Source organism: Pseudomonas sp. WC2, assembly GCF_050586545.1.
In the GTDB taxonomy this organism is placed as follows: Bacteria; Pseudomonadota; Gammaproteobacteria; order Pseudomonadales; family Pseudomonadaceae; genus Aquipseudomonas.
Genome location: NZ_JBOBDR010000007.1, coordinates 1 through 22,007, shown reverse-complemented (window position 1 = coordinate 22,007; position 22,007 = coordinate 1). Strand labels below are relative to the sequence as shown.

17 protein-coding genes and 1 pseudogene are annotated in these 22,007 nt (G+C 58.0%); 3 read left to right on the top strand and 15 right to left on the bottom strand.

Going from position 1 to position 22,007, the window contains the following annotated elements; translation table 11 throughout:
• Positions 1-173: 173 nt before the first annotated feature.
• A complete protein-coding gene (locus tag ACQ4OE_RS10230) occupies positions 174-1,280 on the top strand; it encodes an NADH:flavin oxidoreductase/NADH oxidase (RefSeq protein WP_430946573.1) in 1,107 nt (368 codons plus the stop codon).
• Between the two features lie 203 nt (positions 1,281-1,483).
• On the opposite strand, the gene ACQ4OE_RS10225 is transcribed toward ACQ4OE_RS10230, so the two are convergent.
• Positions 1,484-3,112, bottom strand: a complete 1,629-nt coding sequence (locus ACQ4OE_RS10225) for a glucan biosynthesis protein D (RefSeq protein WP_122853546.1) — start codon at positions 3,110-3,112, stop codon at positions 1,484-1,486.
• 403 nt (positions 3,113-3,515) lie between these two features.
• Between ACQ4OE_RS10225 and ACQ4OE_RS10220 the strand changes: the two genes are divergently transcribed.
• On the top strand, positions 3,516-3,701 hold the full coding sequence (locus ACQ4OE_RS10220; RefSeq protein WP_053117475.1) for a hypothetical protein: 186 nt from the start codon (positions 3,516-3,518) through the stop codon (positions 3,699-3,701).
• Here ACQ4OE_RS10220 and ACQ4OE_RS10215 read toward each other — a convergent pair.
• The 10 genes from ACQ4OE_RS10215 to ACQ4OE_RS10170 form a co-directional block, all read right to left on the bottom strand.
• The gene (locus ACQ4OE_RS10215; RefSeq protein ID WP_430946572.1) at positions 3,698-3,904 is read right to left on the bottom strand and encodes a hypothetical protein; all 207 of its coding nucleotides are present in this window, start codon (positions 3,902-3,904) and stop codon (positions 3,698-3,700) included. The genes ACQ4OE_RS10220 and ACQ4OE_RS10215 overlap by 4 nt on opposite strands.
• Before the next feature lie 83 nt (positions 3,905-3,987).
• Positions 3,988-4,494 (bottom strand): BRO-N domain-containing protein, encoded by a 507-nt coding sequence (locus ACQ4OE_RS10210; RefSeq protein ID WP_430946571.1) that lies wholly within the window; start codon positions 4,492-4,494, stop codon positions 3,988-3,990.
• A 598-nt stretch (positions 4,495-5,092) separates the two neighbouring features.
• Positions 5,093-6,577: an APC family permease gene (locus tag ACQ4OE_RS10205; RefSeq protein WP_430946570.1), complete on the bottom strand. Its 1,485-nt coding sequence runs from the start codon at positions 6,575-6,577 to the stop codon at positions 5,093-5,095.
• Positions 6,578-6,814: 237 nt separating this feature from the next.
• Positions 6,815-8,239, bottom strand: a complete 1,425-nt coding sequence (locus ACQ4OE_RS10200) for a gamma-aminobutyraldehyde dehydrogenase (protein ID WP_430946569.1) — start codon at positions 8,237-8,239, stop codon at positions 6,815-6,817.
• Positions 8,240-8,404: 165 nt separating this feature from the next.
• On the bottom strand, positions 8,405-9,232 hold the full coding sequence (locus ACQ4OE_RS10195; protein ID WP_034154841.1) for an ABC transporter permease: 828 nt from the start codon (positions 9,230-9,232) through the stop codon (positions 8,405-8,407).
• A complete protein-coding gene (locus ACQ4OE_RS10190) occupies positions 9,222-10,142 on the bottom strand; it encodes an ABC transporter permease (protein ID WP_400754107.1) in 921 nt (306 codons plus the stop codon). Before ACQ4OE_RS10190 ends, ACQ4OE_RS10195 begins: the two co-directional genes overlap by 11 nt.
• Before the next feature lie 16 nt (positions 10,143-10,158).
• The gene (locus ACQ4OE_RS10185; protein WP_127925966.1) at positions 10,159-11,196 is read right to left on the bottom strand and encodes an ABC transporter ATP-binding protein; all 1,038 of its coding nucleotides are present in this window, start codon (positions 11,194-11,196) and stop codon (positions 10,159-10,161) included.
• A 271-nt stretch (positions 11,197-11,467) separates the two neighbouring features.
• Complete coding sequence (gene ydcS / locus ACQ4OE_RS10180) at positions 11,468-12,619, bottom strand: putative ABC transporter substrate-binding protein YdcS (protein ID WP_122598075.1); 1,152 nt, start codon at positions 12,617-12,619, stop codon at positions 11,468-11,470.
• An 83-nt stretch (positions 12,620-12,702) separates the two neighbouring features.
• Positions 12,703-14,160, bottom strand: coding sequence for a gamma-aminobutyraldehyde dehydrogenase (locus ACQ4OE_RS10175; protein WP_430946568.1), 1,458 nt, complete (start codon positions 14,158-14,160; stop codon positions 12,703-12,705).
• Between the two features lie 131 nt (positions 14,161-14,291).
• Complete coding sequence (locus tag ACQ4OE_RS10170; RefSeq protein WP_430946567.1) at positions 14,292-15,206, bottom strand: LysR family transcriptional regulator; 915 nt, start codon at positions 15,204-15,206, stop codon at positions 14,292-14,294.
• A gap of 177 nt (positions 15,207-15,383) precedes the next feature.
• Between ACQ4OE_RS10170 and ACQ4OE_RS10165 the strand changes: the two genes are divergently transcribed.
• The gene (locus ACQ4OE_RS10165) at positions 15,384-16,106 is read left to right on the top strand and encodes a tellurite resistance TerB family protein (RefSeq protein WP_430946566.1); all 723 of its coding nucleotides are present in this window, start codon (positions 15,384-15,386) and stop codon (positions 16,104-16,106) included.
• Between the two features lie 52 nt (positions 16,107-16,158).
• Here the strand turns inward: ACQ4OE_RS10165 and ACQ4OE_RS10160 are convergent, their stop codons facing one another.
• The 4 genes and pseudogenes from ACQ4OE_RS10160 to ACQ4OE_RS10145 all read right to left on the bottom strand — a co-directional run.
• Complete coding sequence (locus ACQ4OE_RS10160; RefSeq protein ID WP_240999276.1) at positions 16,159-17,289, bottom strand: hypothetical protein; 1,131 nt, start codon at positions 17,287-17,289, stop codon at positions 16,159-16,161.
• Entirely contained in the window at positions 17,282-20,962 is a 3,681-nt protein-coding gene (locus tag ACQ4OE_RS10155) for a toxin VasX (RefSeq protein ID WP_430946565.1), read from the bottom strand. The genes ACQ4OE_RS10160 and ACQ4OE_RS10155 overlap by 8 nt, the downstream gene beginning before the upstream one ends.
• Positions 20,959-21,858, bottom strand: a complete 900-nt coding sequence (locus ACQ4OE_RS10150) for a DUF4123 domain-containing protein (RefSeq protein WP_430946564.1) — start codon at positions 21,856-21,858, stop codon at positions 20,959-20,961. Before ACQ4OE_RS10150 ends, ACQ4OE_RS10155 begins: the two co-directional genes overlap by 4 nt.
• A pseudogene (locus ACQ4OE_RS10145) lies at positions 21,845-22,007 on the bottom strand (type VI secretion system tip protein VgrG); the annotation flags it as partial. The pseudogene ACQ4OE_RS10145 and the gene ACQ4OE_RS10150, both read right to left, overlap by 14 nt.

The following is a 22,007-nucleotide window of genomic DNA, read 5'->3' as shown; positions in this document are numbered from 1 at the left end:
TGAACCCTCCCTCATCCCCCGTTGTCGACTAGGCTCTAAGCACTGCTTGATTGGCCTTGTGACGTCTTGTCGAATTTTTTGCCCGCGGGGGCGGGTGCTGCACCTTTTTCCTGTCACTCGTCGACTATTCAAACAGAACCCTGGAGCCTGCCCACTGATTTGAGAGGTGCCCCATGAGTCTGCTGCTTGAACCCTTCACCCTTCGCCAACTGACCCTGCCCAACCGCATCGCCGTCTCGCCAATGTGCCAATACTCGAGCGTCGACGGCCTGGCCAACGACTGGCACCTGGTGCACCTCGGCAGCCGCGCGGTGGGTGGCGCCGGCCTGATCTTCACTGAAGCCACGGCGGTGACCGCCGACGGGCGGATCACCGCCGAAGACCTCGGTCTGTGGAACGACGAACAGATCGAACCGCTGCAACGCATTACCCGCTTCATCACCGCCCAGGGCGCCGTTGCCGGCATTCAACTGGCCCACGCCGGGCGCAAGGCCAGCACCCATCGGCCGTGGATCGGCAAGCATGGCAGCGTCAAACCCGATGATGGCGGCTGGACACCGGTCGGGCCATCGCCGATTGCCTTTGATCCACAACACACTCAACCGAAACAGCTCGATGAAGGGCAGATTGCCGACGTCATTCAGGCCTTTGTCGATGCGGCCAAACGCGCGTTGAAGGCGGGTTTCAGTGTGGTTGAGGTGCATGCGGCGCATGGTTATCTGCTGCATCAGTTTCTTTCGCCGCTGAGCAATCAACGCCGGGATCAGTACGGTGGTTCTTTCGAAAACCGTATTCGTCTGGTGCTGCAAGTGACTGAAGCGGTGAGGGCGGTTTGGCCTGAGGAGTTGCCGCTATTTGTCCGCGTTTCGGCCACAGACTGGGTTGAGGATGGCTGGAACCCGGATGAAACCGTCGAGCTGGCGTGCCGTCTGCACACCCTTGGCGCGGATCTGATCGACGTCTCTTCGGGTGGCACCGCAGCCAACGCCGAGATTCCGGTGGGGCCGGGTTATCAGACGCGCTTCGCCGAACGCGTACGCAAGGAGTCAGGCATCGCCACGGGCACGGTGGGAATGATTACCGAGCCGGCGCAGGCCGAACACATTCTGCGCACCTGTCAGGCCGACATCATCTTCCTCGCCCGTGAGCTGCTGCGCGATCCGTACTGGCCGCTGCATGCCGATGATGATCTGGGTGGGCGCCAAGCGGTGTGGCCGGCGCAGTATCAGCGTGCGACCCATCGGGATCAGCCGATTCATGAGTCTGATTTGCGCGATTGAGTCAGTAGCGGTAAAGCAAAAGCCCCGGTCAGTGATGGCCGGGGCTTTGTTTTGTCTGCTGAATGTTGTTTTGCCTGGGCCTCCTTCGCGAGCAGGCTCGCTCCCACATGGATTCAATGCCGGTCATGACTTTTGTGGTCGACCGAGATCAACTGTGGGAGCGAGCCTGCTCGCGAAGAGGCCTGCCCAAGCGCTAGAGAACCCTAAGGGTATTTGCGCTTATCCGGCGCCGGCGGGAAGTACTGGTACAACCACGTCTCGCTTAACGTGCGATCGTTGGTGCGAATAAACAACCGCAGCTCCACCGGCTCAACGCTGTCACTGGTCGGGTACCAGTCAAACAGAATCCGGTAACCCTTGATGTCATCCAGCACCAGCACGCTGAAGTCCTGCACCTTGCCGTTCGAACACGTCACTACCGGCTCAATCCCGGTGCCCTGCGGCAGTCGATCCAGGCCACCGCCAGTGAAGTCCACGGCAAAACGACGCGCCCACACCGGCGGGTAATGCTCGCCCGGTGCCCAGCCTTCAACGAACCCACCCATGCCGGAACGGGTCGCCTGCACTCGCGCGAGCGGCGTACTCACTGGCGGCAGCGCGCTCCAGTAAAGCTTGTAGCCGTAGTTCAGCGAATCGCCGGCAGCCACCGGTTTTTTCGGTGTCCAGAACGCCACGATGTTGTCGAGGGTCTCGCCGGTGGTAGGAATTTCCAGCAGATCGATAGAGCCTTCGCCCCACGCGGTGGTCGGTTCTACCCACAGGCTCGGGCGCTTGCTGTACCAGTCGACGGTGTCCTGATAGTTGGCGAACTCATGGTCGGTCTGCACCAGACCAAAGCCCTTCGGATTGGTGTCGGCAAAGGCGTTGAACTGCAGCGTCGCCGGGTTGTTCAGCGGACGGCAGATCCACTCGCCGTTACCGCGCCACATGGCCAGACGATCCGAATCGTGGATCTGCGGGTGAATGGTGTCGCACATGCGCCGTTCGTGGTTGCCGCAACTGAACATGCTGGTCATTGGCGAGATGCCCAGTTGCTCGATGGCAGTGCGCGCATTGATGTGTGCGTCGATTTCCATGACCACGCGCTCGGCCTGGCAATCGATGTCGAAGCGGTACGCGCCGGTGGCACTCGGCGAGTCGAGCAGGGCGTAGACCACAAAACGCGTGGCGTTCTGATCCGGCGTCTCGAACCAGAACTTGGTGAAGTCAGGAAATTCTTCGCGCTTCTTGGCGTAGGTGTCGATCGCCAGACCGCGCGCGGAGAGGCCATATTGGCCAGTCGCATCCACCGCACGGAAATAGCTGGCGCCGAGGAACGACACCACGTCATGGCGATCCAGCTCCGGCGCCTTGAACAGCTTGAAACCGGCGAAACCCAAATCGCCTTTGAGCTGCTGGGTGTCGACCGAGGTGTTCTCGTAATTGAACAGCGTCGGGCGGAAATGCACCTCGCGCGCGGTGCGGGTCTTCGGGTCGACGCTGTACATGCGCACCGGCTGGCGGAAACCCATGCCGACATGGAAAAACTGCACGTCGAGCTGGCCTTTGTTCTCCTTCCACAACGAATGATCGCCGTCGTAGCGGATCGCATTGAAATTCTGCGGAGTCATGGTCGCCAGCGTTGGCGGCAGCACCTGTTTAGTGTCCTGATAGGCACTGCCAGCGAGCTGCTTGGCCTGGCGCTTGAGCGCTTCGAAATCGAAGGCCTGCGCCTCGCCATCAGCGGCGCCGCCACTGGCCGCCCATGCGCGGGTCGCCAGTAGGCCGGTGGCCGAAAGACCGGTGTAAGCCGCAATGGCCATGGACGCTTTGAGCAAATTCCTGCGGTGCATAGATACAACCTGTCGTGTGCAATCCCGCGCCGTTCCTGGCACGTGCTGGATCAGAAATTACGGTTCGGACAAGCCTTCGGCCAAACGCAACGGACTATAAACAGATGCCCGCTAGCTTAAACCGTTCGCTCGCAATGCAAAATTCGTTGATTCAGTACGACAGGGTGTCAATGAAACAAGACATGTCGGTTAAAAATCTGACAGGCCTGTCTGATTTACATGGCATATCTGCTTTTTTCGACTAATTACTCTAAAAACTGCTTTTCAGCGCCGAATAAATTTCTATTCTATGGGCATGACCGGCGCGACCCATTTGGCCGGCAGGGCACAAGGCGCTGCTGTAAGGGGCAGGGCGATGTGGTGTTTAAGCAATTCTTTGCGGTACTAGAGAAGGACATCGTCCATGGCAAAAATACAAGGCATTACCGACATGTTGGGCATCTTTCCTTGCTTGGGCAGCGGGCGCAGAAGGCGTCGGCTGAACTCGGAGGAGCTGAAGCTGGTGGAGCGTTATCGCGAGCTTTCGGAAAGTGACCGGATTGCGATGCGGTATCTGGTGGATGCGATGCGGAGTGTTTCGCGGTTTTAACGCTGGTGTGGCCACCGTGAAAGCCATTTGGCTTTTACGGTGGCCAGATCAATCAATTTGCCTGCGTCGGCATCGGCGATGCCGACGTGAATGGCTTTCTGAAGCTCGGTATCGTCGTTTAGTTTCAGGTAAGAGATCGCAAAGCTTTCATCACGGGGAATGACTTCCTCAATCTGAGGAAATTTGAGTACGGTTCTACTCATTTGAATTCAACTCGTTAGAGGGACGCGCTAAACCTGTGGCGAGGGAGTTTGCTCCCTCACCACAGGTTTTTTATTTATGAGGCTTAGCTGCAAGTGCCCAGAACCGGATACGGCCGTTGGCCGTGCATCAACTCTGGAACATCCCGCCATTTGACCCACGCCTGCTGTTGCCAGTGCAGCAGCGGCACGGTGACGCCCGCCCAATGCATCGAGCTCATGCTCGGGTGGTTTTCCACAGGGCTTGATTGGGTTTCCCGCAGCATCGGGATGACTTCATGGCTCAGCCATTGGCGCAGGTAGCGGTTTTCCGGGACGACGTGATGGACGAGCAGCGCGAACAGTCCGGACTCGCTGACCATCGCGCAATCGATGATTTCGCCGTCCCGACGTAGGAGGACATGGCGACGCTGGTCGGGATCGAGTTTCAGGGTGAGGCGTTCGTTCAGTGGGTAACCCATCAAGCGACCGAGATCTTGCACGCAGAACCAGGCTTCGTGGTCTTGCATGAAGGCGTGGAGGAAGCGGTTGTGGCGGGTGAAGATGATGGGGGTGAAGTGCGTTGAAGGTGGATTCTGGATTTGCGTAGACATGTAGTGACTTCCGTTTCGAGTTGGAAAGTCGCCACCAATTCTTCGAAAAATTGGGTGGCGAGCCGAGTGGCGTTCGAAGTCGGGTTACTTCCTGTCGAAACGGTAAAGCCGGAAGGCCCGCGCCACACGGCCCGCCATAAAGCAGAACTGAAGTTGTGAAAAAGCCGCAGTTCAATGGAGGGCATGCAAGCACCGTTTTGACAGTTTCCGGCTTCGACCCCGGATCGCTGAATTAACAGCGACGGGATAAAGCCTATCGGTCAGGCGCTTGCGGCGACAAGTCTACTCTTTCGACGCACAGCGTAGGAAATGGGGCTTTTTCAGGAAGGCTGCGTCTGTAGGAAATGCCTGTTTTTTTAGATTCCGCTGCTAAACCATCCCTGCACTCAAGATTTTCCTTTATGAGTTAGCAATCGGGAAAAGGGAGAAGCAATTCTGTGAGCAAAGATAAAGCGAAGGGTAAAAAGAGAAAGGTGATCGATCTGGATCGCTTCGAAGCTGTTAGAGGTAAAGCCGATATCAAATGGCGTACTGATGAATTGATGACAGTCCTTCGAGGAGACCCCGGAATCAAATCTCGATTCCGGGGTGATTCTTCTTAGCGACTTACCTTCCAAGCATCCCCAGCCGGGGCCTTGCCATGGTCATACGGCTTGCCAATCCACATATAAACCAAGCCCAAGCCAATCACGATCGCCGTGCTCAACACCATCGCATAGTTCACATACCACGGCGCATCCGGCGTACGTGGCCAGGCCATGTTGATGATTGCGCCAACGCCGTACACCAGCGCGCCAATGTTCACCGGCCAGCCCCATGCGCCGAGGGTGAATTTGCCGCTCGGTTTCCAGCCTTTGCTGCGGGCGTACAGCGCGGCCAGGACGATCATCTGGAACGCGAGGTAGATGCCGATGGCGGCGAAGCTGACGATGGTGGCCACGGCGTCTTGCAGGAAGAAGCCGAGGGCGATGATCAGTGCTGGCAGGACGCCAGACACGAACAGCGCGGCAACCGGTACTTGGGTGGTAGGAGAAATCTTTTTCAGCAGTCGGCTGCCGATGACCATTTCATCGCGAGCGTAGGAGTACAGCAGACGGCTCGCTGCGGCTTGTAGGCTGATGACGCAGGAGATGAAGGAAATCATCACCACGCCCATCACTACTTTCGAACCGACCGGGCCGAAGGCGTTGTTGAGGATGGTGGTGACCGGGTCTTTGTCGGTGCCGTTGATCACCGCTTGCATGTCCGGCACGGCGAGGATCAGCGCCAGGCAGGCGAACATCGCCGCGATGCCGCCGATGTAGATGGTCATGCGCATGGCCACCGGGATTTTTGCGCTCGGGTTCGGGGTTTCTTCGGCGACGTCGCCGCAGGCCTCGAAGCCGTAGTAGAGAAACATCCCCGCGAGCGATGCGGTGAGGAACGCCGGCAGGTAAGAGCCATCGACGCTGATGTCGAAGGTGTTGAACAGCACGCTGAGCGGTTGGTGGCGCTCGAACACCAACAAGTAAACGCCGACGATCACCGCGCCAACCAGTTCGCAAAGAAAGCCGAACATGGCGATACGCGCCAGCACTTTGGTTCCGCTGAGGTTGACGAGGGTAGCGAACAGGGTCAGCACCAGGGCGATGACGATGTTGGTGTTGTTGCTCGGCTCGAAACCAAGCATGGCGGCCAGGTACGGGCCAGCGCCGACGGCGACCGCAGCGATGGTGACGCAGAGGGCGATGGAGTAGATCCAGCCGACCATCCATGCCCATTTTTTACCGACCAATCGGCGTGCCCAAGGGTAAACGCCGCCGGAAATCGGGAACTGCGAAACCACTTCGCCGAAGATCAGGCACACCAGCAGCTGGCCGCAACCGACCAGCAAATACGCCCAGAACATCGGTGGCCCGCCAGCGGCGAGGCACAGGCCGAAGAGGGTATAAACCCCTACGACCGGTGACAGATAAGTGAAGCCCAAAGCGAAATTTTCCCACAGGCTCATGCTGCGGTTGAAGTTCGAGGTGTAGCCCAGTTGGCGCAGTTGTTCGGCATCGCTGTCGGCAACGGCTGTGGCGAGATCGGGTGAGGAACTCATGTGTGTTTTGCTCCGTGAAATCGGCAGATTTCGGGTGGCCGAGGCCGTGGCGGGGCTTTGTGGGCGCCGCCCGGTTCGGTAGTTATTGTTTTGGGATCCTGGTGGTGCGTAGTGCCGGTTTCCTTCCTGACACCGGGGTGACGCCTTCGCGAGCAGGCTCGCTCCCACATTTGGAATACTTACCCCTGTGGGAGCGACGGTGCGACGATTCGACCTGCTCGCGAAGCTTTTAAAGGCTTAATGCTTGAACATCACATGCCGAACCGTGGTGTAGTCCTCCAGCCCATACATGGACATGTCTTTCCCGTACCCGGACGATTTCTGACCGCCATGGGGCATTTCGCTGACGAGCATAAAGTGCGTGTTCACCCACGTGCAGCCGTACTGCAAGCGTGCCGACATGCGATGCGCGCGTCCTACATCCGCTGTCCACACCGAGGACGCGAGGCCGTAGTCCGAATCGTTGGCCCATTCCAGCGCCTGCGCTTCATCGGTGAATTTGGTCACGGAAACCACCGGCCCAAACACTTCGCGGCGAACGATTTCGTCGTCCTGCTGCGCATCGGCCAACACGGTCGGCTCGAAGAAGAAACCATTGCCATCAACAGCCTTGCCGCCAGTGATCAAACGAATGTGCGGCTGCGCCACAGCACGCTCGACAAACCCGGCAACACGGTCGCGATGTTGTGCAGTGATCAACGGCCCCAGCTCAGTCGAAGGATCGTCCTGCAAACCGTACTTTATGCTGCTGACCGCCGCGCCGAGCTTCTCGACGAACTTGTCGTAGATGCCCTGTTGCGCATAAATCCTGCACGCGGCAGTGCAATCCTGCCCGGCGTTGTAGAAACCAAACGTGCGAATACCTTCCACCGCCGCATCGATATCGGCGTCATCGAAGATGATCACCGGCGCCTTGCCGCCCAGTTCCATGTGCATGCGTTTAACGCTGTCGGCAGTGCTGGAAATGATGTTGGCGCCAGTCGCAATCGAGCCGGTCAGCGAAACCATGCGCACTTTCGGGTGGGTGACCAACGGACCACCAACAGTAGGCCCACGACCAAACACCAGATTGAGTACACCGGCCGGGAAGATTTCCGACGCCAGTTCGGCCAGACGCAACGCGGTCAGCGGGGTTTGTTCTGACGGCTTGAGCACCACGGTATTACCGGCGGCCAGCGCCGGGGCGATTTTCCAGGCGACCATCATCAGCGGGTAGTTCCACGGCGCGATGGAGGCGATCACGCCGACTGGATCGCGGCGGATCATCGAGGTGTGGCCGGGCAGGTATTCGCCACCGGCCGAACCGCTCATGCAACGGCTGGCACCGGCGAAGAAACGGAACACGTCGGCAATCGCCGGAATCTCGTCGTTGAGTGCAGCGCTGTAGGGTTTGCCGCAGTTGTCGGATTCGAGTTTGGCCAGCTCTTCGCCGTGGGCTTCGATGGCGTCGGCGAGTTTGAGCAGCAGCAGCGAGCGGTCTTTCGGCGCGGTTTGCGACCACTCGGCGAAGGCGTTGTCGGCAGCGCGTACGGCGGCGTCGACCTGGGCTTCAGTGGCTTCGTTGATTTCTACCAGCACTTCGCCAAGCGAAGGATTGAGCACCGGTTGCACCGGGCCTTCGCCGGTGACCAGTTGGCCGTTGATCAAGAGTTTGGTTTGCATGTCTGTTGTCCTCACTAACACTTTTATTGTTCTGGCCAAATCGAGAACCCTGTGGGAGCGAGCTTGCTCGCGAAAGCGCTGTGTCAGTCGACATCAATGTCGGATGTGACGGCCTCTTCGCGAGCAGGCTCGCTCCCACGGGGATTTTTGGTGTTTGTTAGATATTTATTTGCCGCCGCTGCCGGCGACGCTTTCGCCACCACGCGTCAGGTAATACGCGCCAAGGATCGGCAGCATCGTCACCATCATCACGAGCATCGCGACGACGTTGGTCACCGGCACATCCCGTGGCCGGCTCAGTTGATTGAGCAGCCACAACGGCAACGTGCGTTCATGCCCGGCGGTAAACGTGGTGACGATGATTTCGTCGAACGACAGCGCAAACGCCAACATGCCGCCCGCTAGCAATGCCGAGCCAAGGTTCGGCAGGATGATGTAGCGAAAGGTCTGCCAACCATCGGCGCCGAGGTCCATCGAAGCCTCAATCAAACTGTGCGAAGTGCGGCGCAGGCGGGCGATGACGTTGTTGTAGACGATCACCACGCAGAAGGTCGCGTGGCCGACGATGATGGTGAACATCCCCGGCTCGATCCCCAGCGTTTTGAACGTCGCCAGCAGCGCGATCCCGGTAATGATCCCCGGCAACGCAATCGGCAAAATCAGCATCAACGAAATGCCCTGTTTGCCGAAGAAATCACGGCGATACAACGCGGCCGATGCGAGCGTGCCGAGCACCATCGCAATCAACGTGGCGATGGCGGCGATCTGCAATGAAAGCTTGATCGACTCCAGCACATCTGGCCGCGAAAACGCCACGCTGAACCAATGAAGCGTGAAGCCCTTCGGCGGAAAACTGAACGCAGCTTCTTCGGTGTTGAAGGCGTAAAGGAAGATGATCAGGATCGGAAAGTGCAGAAACACCAACCCGCCCCAGGCCGCGATTTTCAAACCTAGAGAGGCTTTCTCCCCCTGCTTTTCTGAATTAGAGCGCATCGAAGGCCCCCAGTCGTTTGACGATGGACAGGTACACCGCGATCAGCACAATCGGCACCAGCGTGAACGCCGCCGCCATCGGCATGTTGCCGATCGCCCCTTGCTGCGCGTAGACCATGCTGCCGACGAAGTAGCCCGGCGGCCCAACCAGTTGCGGCACAATGAAGTCGCCCAAGGTCAGCGAAAACGTGAAGATCGAACCGGCGGCAATGCCCGGAATCGACAGCGGCAAAATCACCTGCATAAAGGTCTGACGCGGCTTCGCGCCAAGGTCAGCGGAGGCCTGCAACAGCGACGGCGGCAGACGTTCCAGCGAGGCCTGAATCGGCAGAATCATGAACGGCAGCCAGATGTACACAAACACCATGAATCGCCCCAGATGCGAGGTCGACAACGTGCTGCCACCGACGCCGGGAATCCCCAGAATGAACTGCAACACCGGCTCCAATCCCAAGTGCTGCACGAACCACTGCGCCACGCCGCCCTTGGCCAACAGCAACGTCCACGCATACGCCTTGACGATATAACTGGCCCACATCGGCATCATCACCGCGATGTAGAAAAACGCCTTGGTTTTACCCGTGGTGTAGCGCGCCATGTAGTAGGCAATCGGGAACGCGACGATGGCGCTGGCGATCGACACGACGATGGCCATGCTCAGCGTGCGCAGGATGATGTCGAAGTTCGATGGCTGAAACAGCGCGGCGAAATTCGCCAGGGTCAGGTCAGGGGTGACCGCCATGGTGAAGTCGTCGAAGGTGTAGAAACCCTGCCACAACAGCACCAGCAGCGAGCCGAGATAAATCGCGCCGAACCACAGCAATGGCGGCACCAGCAGCATCGACAGATACAGGTTCGGCTTGCGGTAGAGCAGGTTGGAAAACCTGCGCAACGGCGGCGATGTTGTCATCGCGATGGTGCTCATATCACACCCCGCTCGCCACGGTGTCGTGCAGCGGAATCATCGCTTCCCGCGCCCAACGTGCGCTCAGGCGCTGGCCGGTCTGATGCTGCGCGCTGCTGTCGATCCACTGATTGTTGGCGTGGCTGATGCTCAGGGTCTGGCCGTTCTCCAGCTTCAATTCATAGCGAGTGGCGCTGCCCTGATACTGGATGTCGTGGAGCAGGCCGCTGACTTCGATTTCGTGGCTGGCCAGCGGGCCTTCGGCGAAACGCACGTGTTCCGGGCGGATCGAAAACGGCTGCGGATGGCCGCTGATCTCACGGGCCAGATCGCCGCGAATCACGTTCGAGGTGCCGACGAATTCAGCGACGAATGTGGTGGTCGGTTTCATGTACAGATTGCGCGGCGTGTCGACCTGTTCGATGCGGCCCTTGTTGAACACGGCGACGCGGTCGGACATCGACAGCGCTTCGGTTTGATCGTGGGTGACAAAGATGAAAGTGATGCCGAGCTGGCGTTGTAGCTTCTTCAGTTCGCTTTGCATTTGTTCGCGCAGTTTCAAGTCGAGTGCGCCCAAAGGCTCATCCAGCAACAGCACGCGCGGACGATTGACCAGGGCGCGGGCGAGGGCCACGCGCTGGCGCTGACCGCCGGACAACTGCACCGGTTTGCGGGCGCCGTAACCGCCGAGGGCGACCATGTCCAAAGCTTCTTCGGCGCGTTTGTGCCGTTCGGTTTTGCCGACGCCTTTGACCTTTAATCCGTAAGCGACGTTGTCGAGGACGTTCATGTGCGGGAACAGTGCGTAATCCTGAAACACAGTGTTGACGTCGCGTTGATACGGGGGCAATCCGGCCGCTTCAGCGCCGTGAATGCGAATCGAGCCAGCGCTCGGTTGTTCGAACCCGGCGATCAGGCGCAGGCAGGTGGTTTTGCCCGAGCCGGAAGGGCCGAGCATGGAGAAGAACTCGCCGTCCTCGATATCGATGGAAACCCGGTCAACGGCCTTTACCTCGCCGAACTGCCGGGAAACGTTGGTGAACTGGACTGCAAGCGTCATGGTGCGGTGCTCCAAAAAGGCGAAGGCCGTCGCAGCGGCCCTGCCCAGCCTTTTGAAAAAACAGTCTTCCGAATGATCATTCCCACGCTCTGCGTGGGAATGCAGCCTGTGACGCTCTGCGTCAACTCGTGCGAATGGACGCGGAGCGTCCGGTGATGCATTCCCACGCAGAGCGTGGGAACGATCGGCATCTAACAGTTATGCGATCCGCTTTTAGCTCCCTCTCCGTCTGGGAAAGGGGAAAGGGAGCTCGACCGAGATGCTCTCGGGCTTATCGACCGCCCATGATCGCAATGTAGTCCTGCGTCCAGCGGCTATACGGCACAAACTTGCCACCTTCAGCCTGAGGGGTTTTCCAGAAGGCGATCTTGTCGAACTGGTCGAAACCGTTGGTCTTGCACCCTTCAGCGCCGAGCAATTCGCTCTCCTTGCACGCCGCCGGAACCGCCGGCAAAGAGCCAAACCACGCCGCCACATCGCCCTGGACTTTCGGTTTCAGCGACCAGTCCATCCACTTGTACGCACAGTTCGGGTGCTTGGCCTCGGCGTGCAACATGGTGGTATCGGCCCAACCCGTAGCGCCTTCTTTCGGAATGGTCGACGCGATCGGCTGCTTCTCGTTCATCAAACCGTTGACCTGATACGGCCACGCGCTCGACGCCACCACGCCTTCGTTTTTGAAGTCGCTCATCTGCACCGTGGTGTCATGCCAGTAGCGGTGGATCAACGGCTGCTGCGCGCGCAACAGGTCGAGCACGGCTTTGTACTGATCTTCGGTGAGTTGGTACGGGTCCTTGATGCCCAGTTCAGGCTTGGTCGACTTCAGATACAGCGCCGCATCGGCGATGTAGATCGGGCCGTCATAGGCCTGGACGCGACCCTTGTTCGGTTTGCCATCGGGCAGATCCTGCGCGGCGAACACCACGTTCCAGCTGGTCGGCGCGGTTTTGAACACGTTGGTGTTGTACATCAGCACGTTCGGGCCCCACTGGTACGGGGTGCCGTAAGTCTGCTGGTTGACCACGTACCACGGCGCGTCTTTGAGGCGTGGGTCGAGGGTGTTCCAGTTCGGGATCAACGCAGTGTTGATCGGTTGCACACGCTTGCCGACGATCAATCGCAACGACGCATCGCCCGACGCGGTGACCAGGTCGTAGCCGCCCTTGGCCATCAGGCTGACCATTTCGTCAGAGGTGGCCGCTGTCTTCACGTTGACCTTGCAGCCGGTTTCTTTTTCGAAACCGGTTACCCAGTCGTAGGCTTTATCGCTCTCGCCACGTTCGATGTAACCCGGCCACGCAACGATATCCAGCTGACCTTCGCCGGCACCGACAGCCTTCAACGGCTCGGCGGCTTGCAGGCTGGCGCTGGCCAGCAGGGCCGTGGTGATTGCACTGAGCAGTGCGGTCTTGTGCACGAACATGGTTGAACCCTCTTCTTTAAATTATGGTCGGGGCAGTTGTGAACGCGGTGAAGCATGCCGTTGGCGGCTTGTTATTAGCGTAGTCAGAGATGCTGGCCGTGGCGGGCCATGATGTGCCGCACCACGCTGTAGTCCTGAAGCGAATCACTGGATAAGTCTTTGCCGTAGCCCGAACGTTTCAGGCCACCGTGGGGCATTTCGCTGACCAGCATGAAATGGCTGTTGATCCACGTGCAGCCATACTGCAAACGCGCGGCAACCTGCATGGCCTTGTCCAGATTCTGTGTCCACACCGACGACGCGAGGCCGTACTCGGAATCGTTGGCCCAGTCGACAGCCTGCGAGAGTTCGTCGAAACGGGTCACCGTGACGACCGGGCCGAACACTTCGCGCTGGACGATTTCATCGTTCTGTTTGCAACCGGCGAGCAGGGTCGGTTGATAGTAGAAACCGGCGCCGGAATGCACGGCCGCACCGGTCACCCGTTCAATGTGCGGCTGTCCGAGGGCGCGTTCGACGAAACTGGCCACGCGGTCGCGTTGGCGGGTGCTGATCAGCGGGCCGATTTCATTGTCAGCGTCACGTTTGCCGGCGAAGCGCAGGCTGCTGACGGCGGCGCCGAGTTCGGCGACCAGTTTGTCGTGAATCCCGGCCTGCGCGTAGATCCGGCACGCGGCGGTGCAGTCCTGCCCGGCGTTGTAGTAACCATAGGTGCGCACGCCGTCGACCACGGCTTGAATGTCAGCGTCGTTGCAGACGATCACCGGGGCTTTGCCGCCGAGTTCAAGGTGCGTGCGTTTCAGGGTTTTCGCGGCGGCTTGGAGGATTTTCTGGCCGGTGACGATATCGCCGGTCAGCGAAACCATGCGCACTTTGGCGTGGCCAACCAAATGGCTGCCGACGCCTTCGCCGCCACCGCAGATGATGTTGATCACCCCGCGTGGGAGGATTTCGGCCAGCGCTGGCGCCAGTGCAAGGATCGACAGCGGCGTGTGTTCGGACGGTTTGAACACCAGCGTGTTACCGGCGGCGAGGGCCGGTGCGATCTTCCACGCGGCCATCATGATCGGGTAATTCCACGGCGCAATCGAGGCGACCACACCAATCGGATCACGACGGACCATGCTGGTGTAGCCGGGCAGATATTCGCCGCTGAGCTGGCCGGTCTGGCATCGCACGGCGCCGGCGAAGAAACGGAACACATCGACGGTCGCGGTCACATCGTCCTGGCGCGCCAGGTGCAGCGGCTTGCCGCAGTTCAGCGATTCGAGGCGGGCGAGGTGGTCGGCGTGTTTTTCGACGGCGTTGGCGATGTCGAGCAACAGATTCGAACGTTGCTGCGGCGTGGTGCGCGACCATTCGGCGAAGGCGCGGTGGGCGGCAAGAATGGCGGCTTCGACTTGCTCGGTGCTGGCCTCGGCGATGTGCGTGAGGATTTCGCCGGTGGCCGGATTGAGAATCGGCTCGACGAAACCTTCCCCGGCGACCAATTCGCCATCGATCAACAACGCGGTACACATCGGGGTCTGCGCGCCAGCCATTTTCCGCGATCTCTTTTCTTGTGTGGCCATTGTTGCTCCCTTGAACCAGGAGCCGACCGTCTTATAGATGCAGCAAGACTAGTGCGCGGCTCCGAGGTCGACAAATTCTAAATACTGAAGGCTGCGTTCGATTAAATAGATGGCTTGCGTCCACCGTGGGGCTGTTCGCGGGCCACGGTCAGGAATGGATCGACGAGAGGCGGGCGCGCGGTGCCACGGCGCCAAGCCAGGCCGACGTCGAGGGTCTGGTTGAGGTCGGCGATGGGCCGCGCTTCGATGATGTCGCCCTCCAGTGACCATGGGCGATACGTCATGTCCGGCTGGATCGACACGCCCAACCCGGCGGCGACCAGACTTCGCACAGCCTCGGTGGACGCGGTTCTCAGGGTGATTTTGGGTTGCAGCCCGGCGCCACGCCACAGGCGTTGGGCGTTGCGATCCATTTCATCGACGTTGAGTTGAATCAACGGCTCGCGGGCGACGTCGGCGAGGTTGATGCTGTCGTGTTCCAGCAGCGGATGCTGGGCCGGGAGCCACAAACGGTGCGGCGAGTGAGTCAACACTTCCGTCTGCAAGGCATGGCGATCTTCGAGGTTGGAGAGGATCAACACGCCGACATCGATCTCGCCGCTGACCAGCAAATGTTCGATATACGGGCGCTCGTCTTCCATCACGCGGATCTCGACGTTGGGATAGGCGCGTTGAAAACGGGTGAGCAGATCCGCGAGGTAATAACCGGCGACCAGACTGGTCACGCCGACGATCAACTGCCCGGCAACTTGGTCAGTGCTCTGCTGCAGGCTGCGTTTGGCGTTGTCCACGGTCGCGAGAATCAGGTGCGCCTGACGTAGGAATTGATGACCCTGATGCGTAAGGGTCATGCCCTTGGCGTGGCGGCTAAACAGGCTGACGCCGATTTCTTCTTCCAGTTGCTGGATCGCCAGGGTCAGGGTCGACTGAGAAATAAACGCGGTTTGTGCAGCGGCGGAGATCGAGCCGGTCTCGGCCACGGCGATAAAGTGACGAATCTGACGCAGGGTCATCATGACAAGGGTACCCAGTGGGCGGTTTTTATAGATTGCCCTGAGTGTATATCTATTTTCGCGAACGGCCTGCGCCTGCTGAGCAACATCTGGAAGCACACTCGCAGACAGGGCTGGGGCACTTTCGAACTAGGCTGGAGGCCTTATAGATCCAGAGAACCCCTGTTTTGGAGGCGGAACATGAACACCCGTGGATTGCTCGATCAACTGCTCAAATCCGGCCAGGATCTGCTGCAGAACAAGGCTGGTGGAACGCAGAACAAATCGGCTGGTGGTGGCTTGGGCGGTTTACTCGGCGGCGCTGCTGGCTCTGGTGGCCTCGGCGTTCTGTTGTCAGGCGCGGGCGGCGGAGCGCTGGCGGCTGGCGCGATGGGCCTGCTGCTCGGTAACAAGAAAGTGCGCAAGGTCGGCGGCAAAGTCGCGATCTACGGTGGCCTCGCGGCGTTGGGGGTGCTGGCTTACAAGGCTTACGGCAACTACAACGCGCAGAAGGGCACAGCCCCACAACGCGAACCGCAGACCCTCGACCGCTTGCCACCGGCGCAGGCCGAGGAACACAGCCAAGCCATTCTCAAAGCGCTGGTCGCTGCCGCCAAGGCTGACGGGCATATCGATGACCGCGAACGGCAATTGATCGAAGGCGAATTCACCAAACTCGACAACGACCAAGAGTTGCAGCACTGGCTGCACGCCGAACTCAACAAACCCCTCGACCCCACCGACGTCGCCCGCGCCGCGAGTACGCCGGAAATGGCGGCGGAGATGTACATCGCCAGTGTGATGCTGGTGGACGAGGAGAACTTTATGGAGAAGAGCTATCTGGATGAACTGGCGCGGCAGTTGAAGCTGGAGCCGGGGTTGAAGGTGGAGCTGGAGAAGCAGGTGCGGTTGGCGACTGTTTAGGTCGATGAGTCAGGGCTGCATCAGTGCAGCCCTGTTGTTTTGAAGGGCCGGACTATGCCCGTTTCTTGCCACTTCGCTCATTCAAATAAACTTCGGCGAAGATCTCTGTAATGGCTTGTTTTGGCGAGCGCTGCTTCAGCGTTCTGACCTCCTTGCTCAGGCGAATCAGGTCTTCCCCAGGCTTTGCCCATTGCGCTTGAGGCAATGTCTCAGACCAAGCACGCATGGCATCGGGCAACACTCTACGCCCGACTTTTGCGATTCGACGAATTTCCCATTCGACAAGGAGATTGGGCAAGGTCCAGAACGTCATGACGTGGTAGAGGTACCAGAAAAAGGCGTAAATCCAACCCACGTCTTTTTCACGTATACGGCGATGCAGGCCGGCTCGCGCATTGCGGAAAGTGTGGAGGCCTTCGTGGGGGGGATCATTGGGGCCTTGCAAGTCCATGGGGTCTTGAATGCTTTTGAGGTCGTGGACTTCGTACTCCATATAAGCGCGAACCGCTTCCCAGTGAGCAATCGCCAAGGGCATGCCACCGCACATGAATTCGACACTGACCAATCGCCCTTGATGCTGAAAACCCATGCCCATGCCGTATTGGCGGCGCACACCGTATTGGGTAGCACCTTGTGCCTGGACAACCCAGGCGGAAAGTGATTCCCAAGGGACGAAGACCGGCACTTCAGCGCCCGTGGGCATGAAGCAGACTTCGCGACGTTGACGGTTGAATCGAGTAGGAATGACGCTGGTAAATTTGTTGTGGGCGTAGAGCCATACGGCGAGGCCGACGCTCAGACCGCCTAGGAACATCCAGATGGCGGGTTGGCGAGCAACGAGGTAGACGCCTTGCATCGCATCCCAAATATCCTCCCGACCGTAACCGAAGCTCGCACCAAAGAGCGCGATGACAATCGGACCTCCCAGTACCATCAACATCGCAGCAGTGAAAGGGCCACCCAGCGTCATCTGCCATGAAAATACTTGCGGTTTGCCGCCTCCAAAGTCCAGATACGTATCATTGAGTTCGCTCACGTAAGGGCTATGTGGCGGTGTCTCTGTAGGAAGAGGTAAAGGCGCCAAGTACGTTATGTAGCCCGAAGAGAACTGTTCGACATCTCCTGCACAGTGCACTTTCGTTGCTTCCGAATTCATCGATTGGATATCAAAAATTTTAGACATGCGAAGCCAATTCCAGCATCAGAGGCTCTACTTGGAGCAGAGGTGCGTGAGGGGGCGGTGGGGTTCTATCTACCGAAGGAAAAGCGCCACTTCCCCTTGGATCAAGGCGGATATAGTGAGTTTTCTCCTGAGTTAGTCCATTAGAATCAATGTTTTGAATGGCCACAACCAGCATCAACTCCTCTCGAGATTTACCTACAATCCGTTCATTGGTCTCTGGATAACCGACGCAGAGAACAATCTGTTTGTCATCAATACGACGAAGCTTGGCGTCGACGGGCTCGCTTAGAATTTCCCAACGTTCTGTGGTTTGCCTGGCATCTACAAGGATCGTGTTGATGCGGTACGCTCCAATTCTCAGTTGGTAACTGGGCTTCATTCCCAAGGGGGCCGTGAATGCTCCTGCGTCAAGTCCGGGTAATAGCAAATGAATATCGCCGATTTTGGCCCTTAACAGCAGGTTCTTCCACCAAGAGTCATATTCGACAGAACCGACTTGTACGGAAGGTGTTTTTACTATGGATATCAGGGAGCTTTGATATTCAGCAAGACTTAAAGATTTGCGTTTGCTCGCGTCCTTTCCCCATGGAGTACTTTGTAGCCATTGGTCATGCGGAGTCGTGTTGTAGTAGTTGTAGGCATAGTTTCCACCTAGCTCCAGTGCGGTAAATAGAGCACCGGCCAGATTCGCACGGAAAAAGACGCTAGATAATCTGACACCCGATGCGGCCCATGCAGCTGTTCTCACAGCCCCTTGCTCGGCCGCAACTACGGTATAGGTGGAGTAAAGTGTATTGCCTAATCCGTACAGATTGCTTGCCAACAACCCACCTGAACCAGCCAGTGACATCATTGCGCCGGCCTGAGCACCTTCATTCCCACTGCGAACAGCTTGCTCCCAGCTGCTTTGATAACCATAAAAGCTAGCGCCGGCAGAGTAAGTCCCGAATAGGTAGGTCATCGTTCCCAAACCGATATGCAACTTGCCCATCTGAACCTGTAGATGGCCGATGGCATAATTCTGCAATCCTTTGGCGAGAACCGCGCTGCGCGCGCTCAATGCAGTATCGAATATGCCTTGGGCTGCAGCGAAACCAGCTGCGCCTGTGGCCATGAAGGCATTGAAAAAAGGTAAATACGTTTCCGGGTTTTTACCTTTGCCGAAGGTCTCCGATGCCACCTGCCGCAAATTCAGAGCCTGCACAACAAATAACAATAACGCCGCTCCATCACCCACCACACTCTGTGTGTGTGCAGCTTTTACGCCGTTTCTGAAGTTCTTCATCAACCCCGATATTTCTTGCTGGCTCGCCGGGGGAAATACGACAGTGATGCCAGCGCGTACGGGAGTCGCGCCATACAAGCGAACGCTGTTATCCGATAAGTCGCCAATAGGACTGAGTCCGCCTGCCAGTCGAGCTTCGGTGGCCTTCAGCTGGTTTCGCGCGAGGTCTATTTCAGCCTGCAGTTGTTGCGCTTTGGGCGACTTGTGACCTGACTGGCGTTTGACCCGGTTGCGCTCGCGATTGAGTTTTTGTAGATGAGCCTGTTCTTCAAACAGATCCTTCAGCGTGCTTCTGAGCGCAGTTTTCTCGGCGTCTGATGCAACGGTAAAGGTCACGCCCTCGCGCTTGGCGGCATCCAGAATTCGGGTCGGCAGTGCCTTGGGGAGGCGCCGGAACAGTTGATCAAGATCAGGCATCGCCTGACCTTTGAGCAGTTGATCAAAGTCCGCCAGCACCTTCTCGATCCCCCGGCTCAGTGCCGGGCTCATCGTTTGCTGGGCGGCATCGGCCACCGCGCGAGTATCCTCCGGTAACTGATCGAGGGCTGGCAAACGATGCTCTTCGATCTTTTTGAGGCTTTTCACAAACTCGGGCACGCTGTTGAACAACGTAATGCCCGCGGCCTGCGCGAAAGCATACTGAACCCAGACAGCCGTCTGTTCACTGTAAGGCAACGCGTAAAACATGGGGCGGCTGAATTGTGGTTCTGTTTCAAGGAATTTGAGAACCGCATCGCAGGCTTCATCGGTTCGGCAAATATCTTTGAGGCAGGCGTATTCGGTCGCAAACGACTGGCCAACCTGTTTGGCGTTCTGAGCATCGTAATACCAGGCACTTTTGTGAAAGCGTCCGGCGCACAGCATGGCCGTTCGGTCAGCGGTAATGCGCTCTAACAGTTTGTTCCAGCGCTGGATGGATGAACGGTGCTCGAACAACGCGTTTTCCATTGCTTGACGATCAACCAGATCATTGATGCCACGTTGGCCCATTTTTGCGCCATTGAGGGCGTCCTTGATTCGGCGATCTTGCTCTTTACCGAGTTTCAGCAGCGCTTCGAAGTGTTTATCGACGAAGTCTTGCGGACAGCCGCTGAAGTGTTCACGTGTGTAGTAACTGCGATCGGTGTCCTCGATACCTTGACTGGCAACGATCTGGCCAGCGGAGGAACCACCATACATGGCAATTTGCGACGCATGATCCAGCGCCTGCTGTTGCAGGCTGGCAAGTTTCGGCGGAACCGGGCTTCCTTTTGGCGGGGTCATTAGCCCCCCTTTATTAAGGTATTCGAGCATGGCCTGGCGTGTAGTGCCCTGTTCTGGCTCTTTCATCCTCTCCAGATCGCCGAGCATCAGCTTGATGCCTGGATCGTCGCTTGAGTCTCCCAGGCTTCCCATATCCACGCGGGTCAGTTGGGTCAGGGATTCGATATAGCAGGCAAGCAGATAGTCACGCTCGTTGGCTCGCGCCTGCGTTCCACCCTCGGCCCATGCGTTTATCCAGTCGGCGACCTGATCTTGATAATTGGCCAGGTCACGAAGCACTCCAATATGATCCTCGACCACTAGGTAGAGGACGTCCTGCTGATATTCGGCTTCGACACAGCCGCTCAGAGGATTCATTGACGATTCACGAAAATGCGCAGGCTTTTCCCACAGATATGGGATTCGTTCCTCTTCCGGATAGGGGTAGACCTTGACCGTAGGAATGAACGTGGCTTTTTCCTCCGGCTCATTGCGTTGGCGCCGCTCAGCGTTTGCGGCATCCTCGGCGGTGTTTGACTCGGCCTCTTCTTGTGCAATCTGCTCGCTCTGTACGCGAGCGGTCGCCACCTCGGCAAGCCAACGCTCGGCGAGCGCGGGCGTCAATAGACTTGGACCGCCCGTTTCGCAATTGGCTTGGCTCAGTTTGACAGCCTGCATGAAGAACTTGCGTTCAGATTCACTGTTTAAAACCTGGCGACACTTTTTTGCCGTCCATTGAACTTCGGAGTACGTGACATAGAGCGTGCTACGGGTTGAATACGCCAATACAGGCTTCTTGATCGGCTTGTCCCGCGTGTCGCTTGGAACGTCAGCTCCTTGCCACAGCATTGCGCTGATCAGTCCATCAACGACTCGATATTCCGACAGCTCGCCGTTCTGGCTGTCGATCACATAGAGCCAGCCATCGCGCAACAAACGTATGCCCACAGGGCGGGTGGCGAGTGAGTAAGGAACAGGTATTTCACTTGAGGGATCCAACGCTTTGCCGTCGACCAGCCCGTAGCGCAAAGGAATCAATTGAATCTTGCCTTTCATCAGCCAACAGGTGCCTGTGGAGCTCTTGGCATCTTCGCGGCTGACACTGACGTTATTCGGGTTCTTTCCTGAGGAGGCTGTGGTCGTCATCCTGGATTCCTTTGCAGGCGTTCAGCCCTTTCCTTGGCAATATCGGCGATATGTTCCAATCGTTGTGTGGGTGTTTGCGAAGATGGCGTTTGAAGCAACACATCGATGTCCGGATGGTCCGTCAAAGCCGTTACTCCGAGAAATCCATGGAGGTTGGCGTAGAGGGTGATGTCCAGTTCGCTACAAAAACCTCGCTCATAGGACTCTGATGCAAGCTCGTTCAAGTAGATCCAGCGTTGCGGTTTTTGCAGATGCGCTTGAAAGCTTGGGAAGTATTCACTCATATGCTGGTCAAGGCGCAAGACCACGGATCTGAAATTAACTTCGTCCAGCAGCGCGATTTGTGAGTCGTTAAGTGGATACGGTTTTGCATGAGAAATCGTAGGGGAATTTGCGGGTCTGTGGTGTTGATGCCAGCATCGCAGCGCCGCATCCGCAGTCAGTATCTCTGAGCAGGGGCCGAACAGTCGGGCATCCTGATGCTGTTCTGCTTGATCGAGCAAGGCGTGCACGACGGCAGGGTCGGCCACGCGCAGGAGCACTTCGGCGCCCTGTGGGTGGGTGACGCAGATCAGCCAACGAAAGTGATCCGCCAAGGAATCCAAAGATTGATCACTGAATACCAGATAACCCCACTCCTGATCTGCGTACGTCAGAAATTGCTGAAAAATCGGGTCGCTCTGTCCGCTCAGACGTATGAGATACGGCGAAATATCGTTCAACCCGCTCCAACGAGTGCCCAAGTAAAGAGGCTCGAAATCCGGTGAGCTCGACCACGTATACAGCTGTCTGGGCAACTGTTCGACACTGACGCCATCCAGTAACAACGCGACTGTTTTTCCCCAAGGGAGGTCACGGGGCAGTTGGTCTGCTAGCGACCTGTCAGGCGTTTGCATTTGATGTCTCCAACCGGGCCTTCTCGCACACCGCACAAATCGGCTTCTTCTGCATCAACGCCTGCCGCTGCGCCGGCACCAACAATTGCCCGGCCTTGTCGGCATCGGCCTGTTTCAGAATGCCGGGGATTAATGGCGCGGCGCCGGTG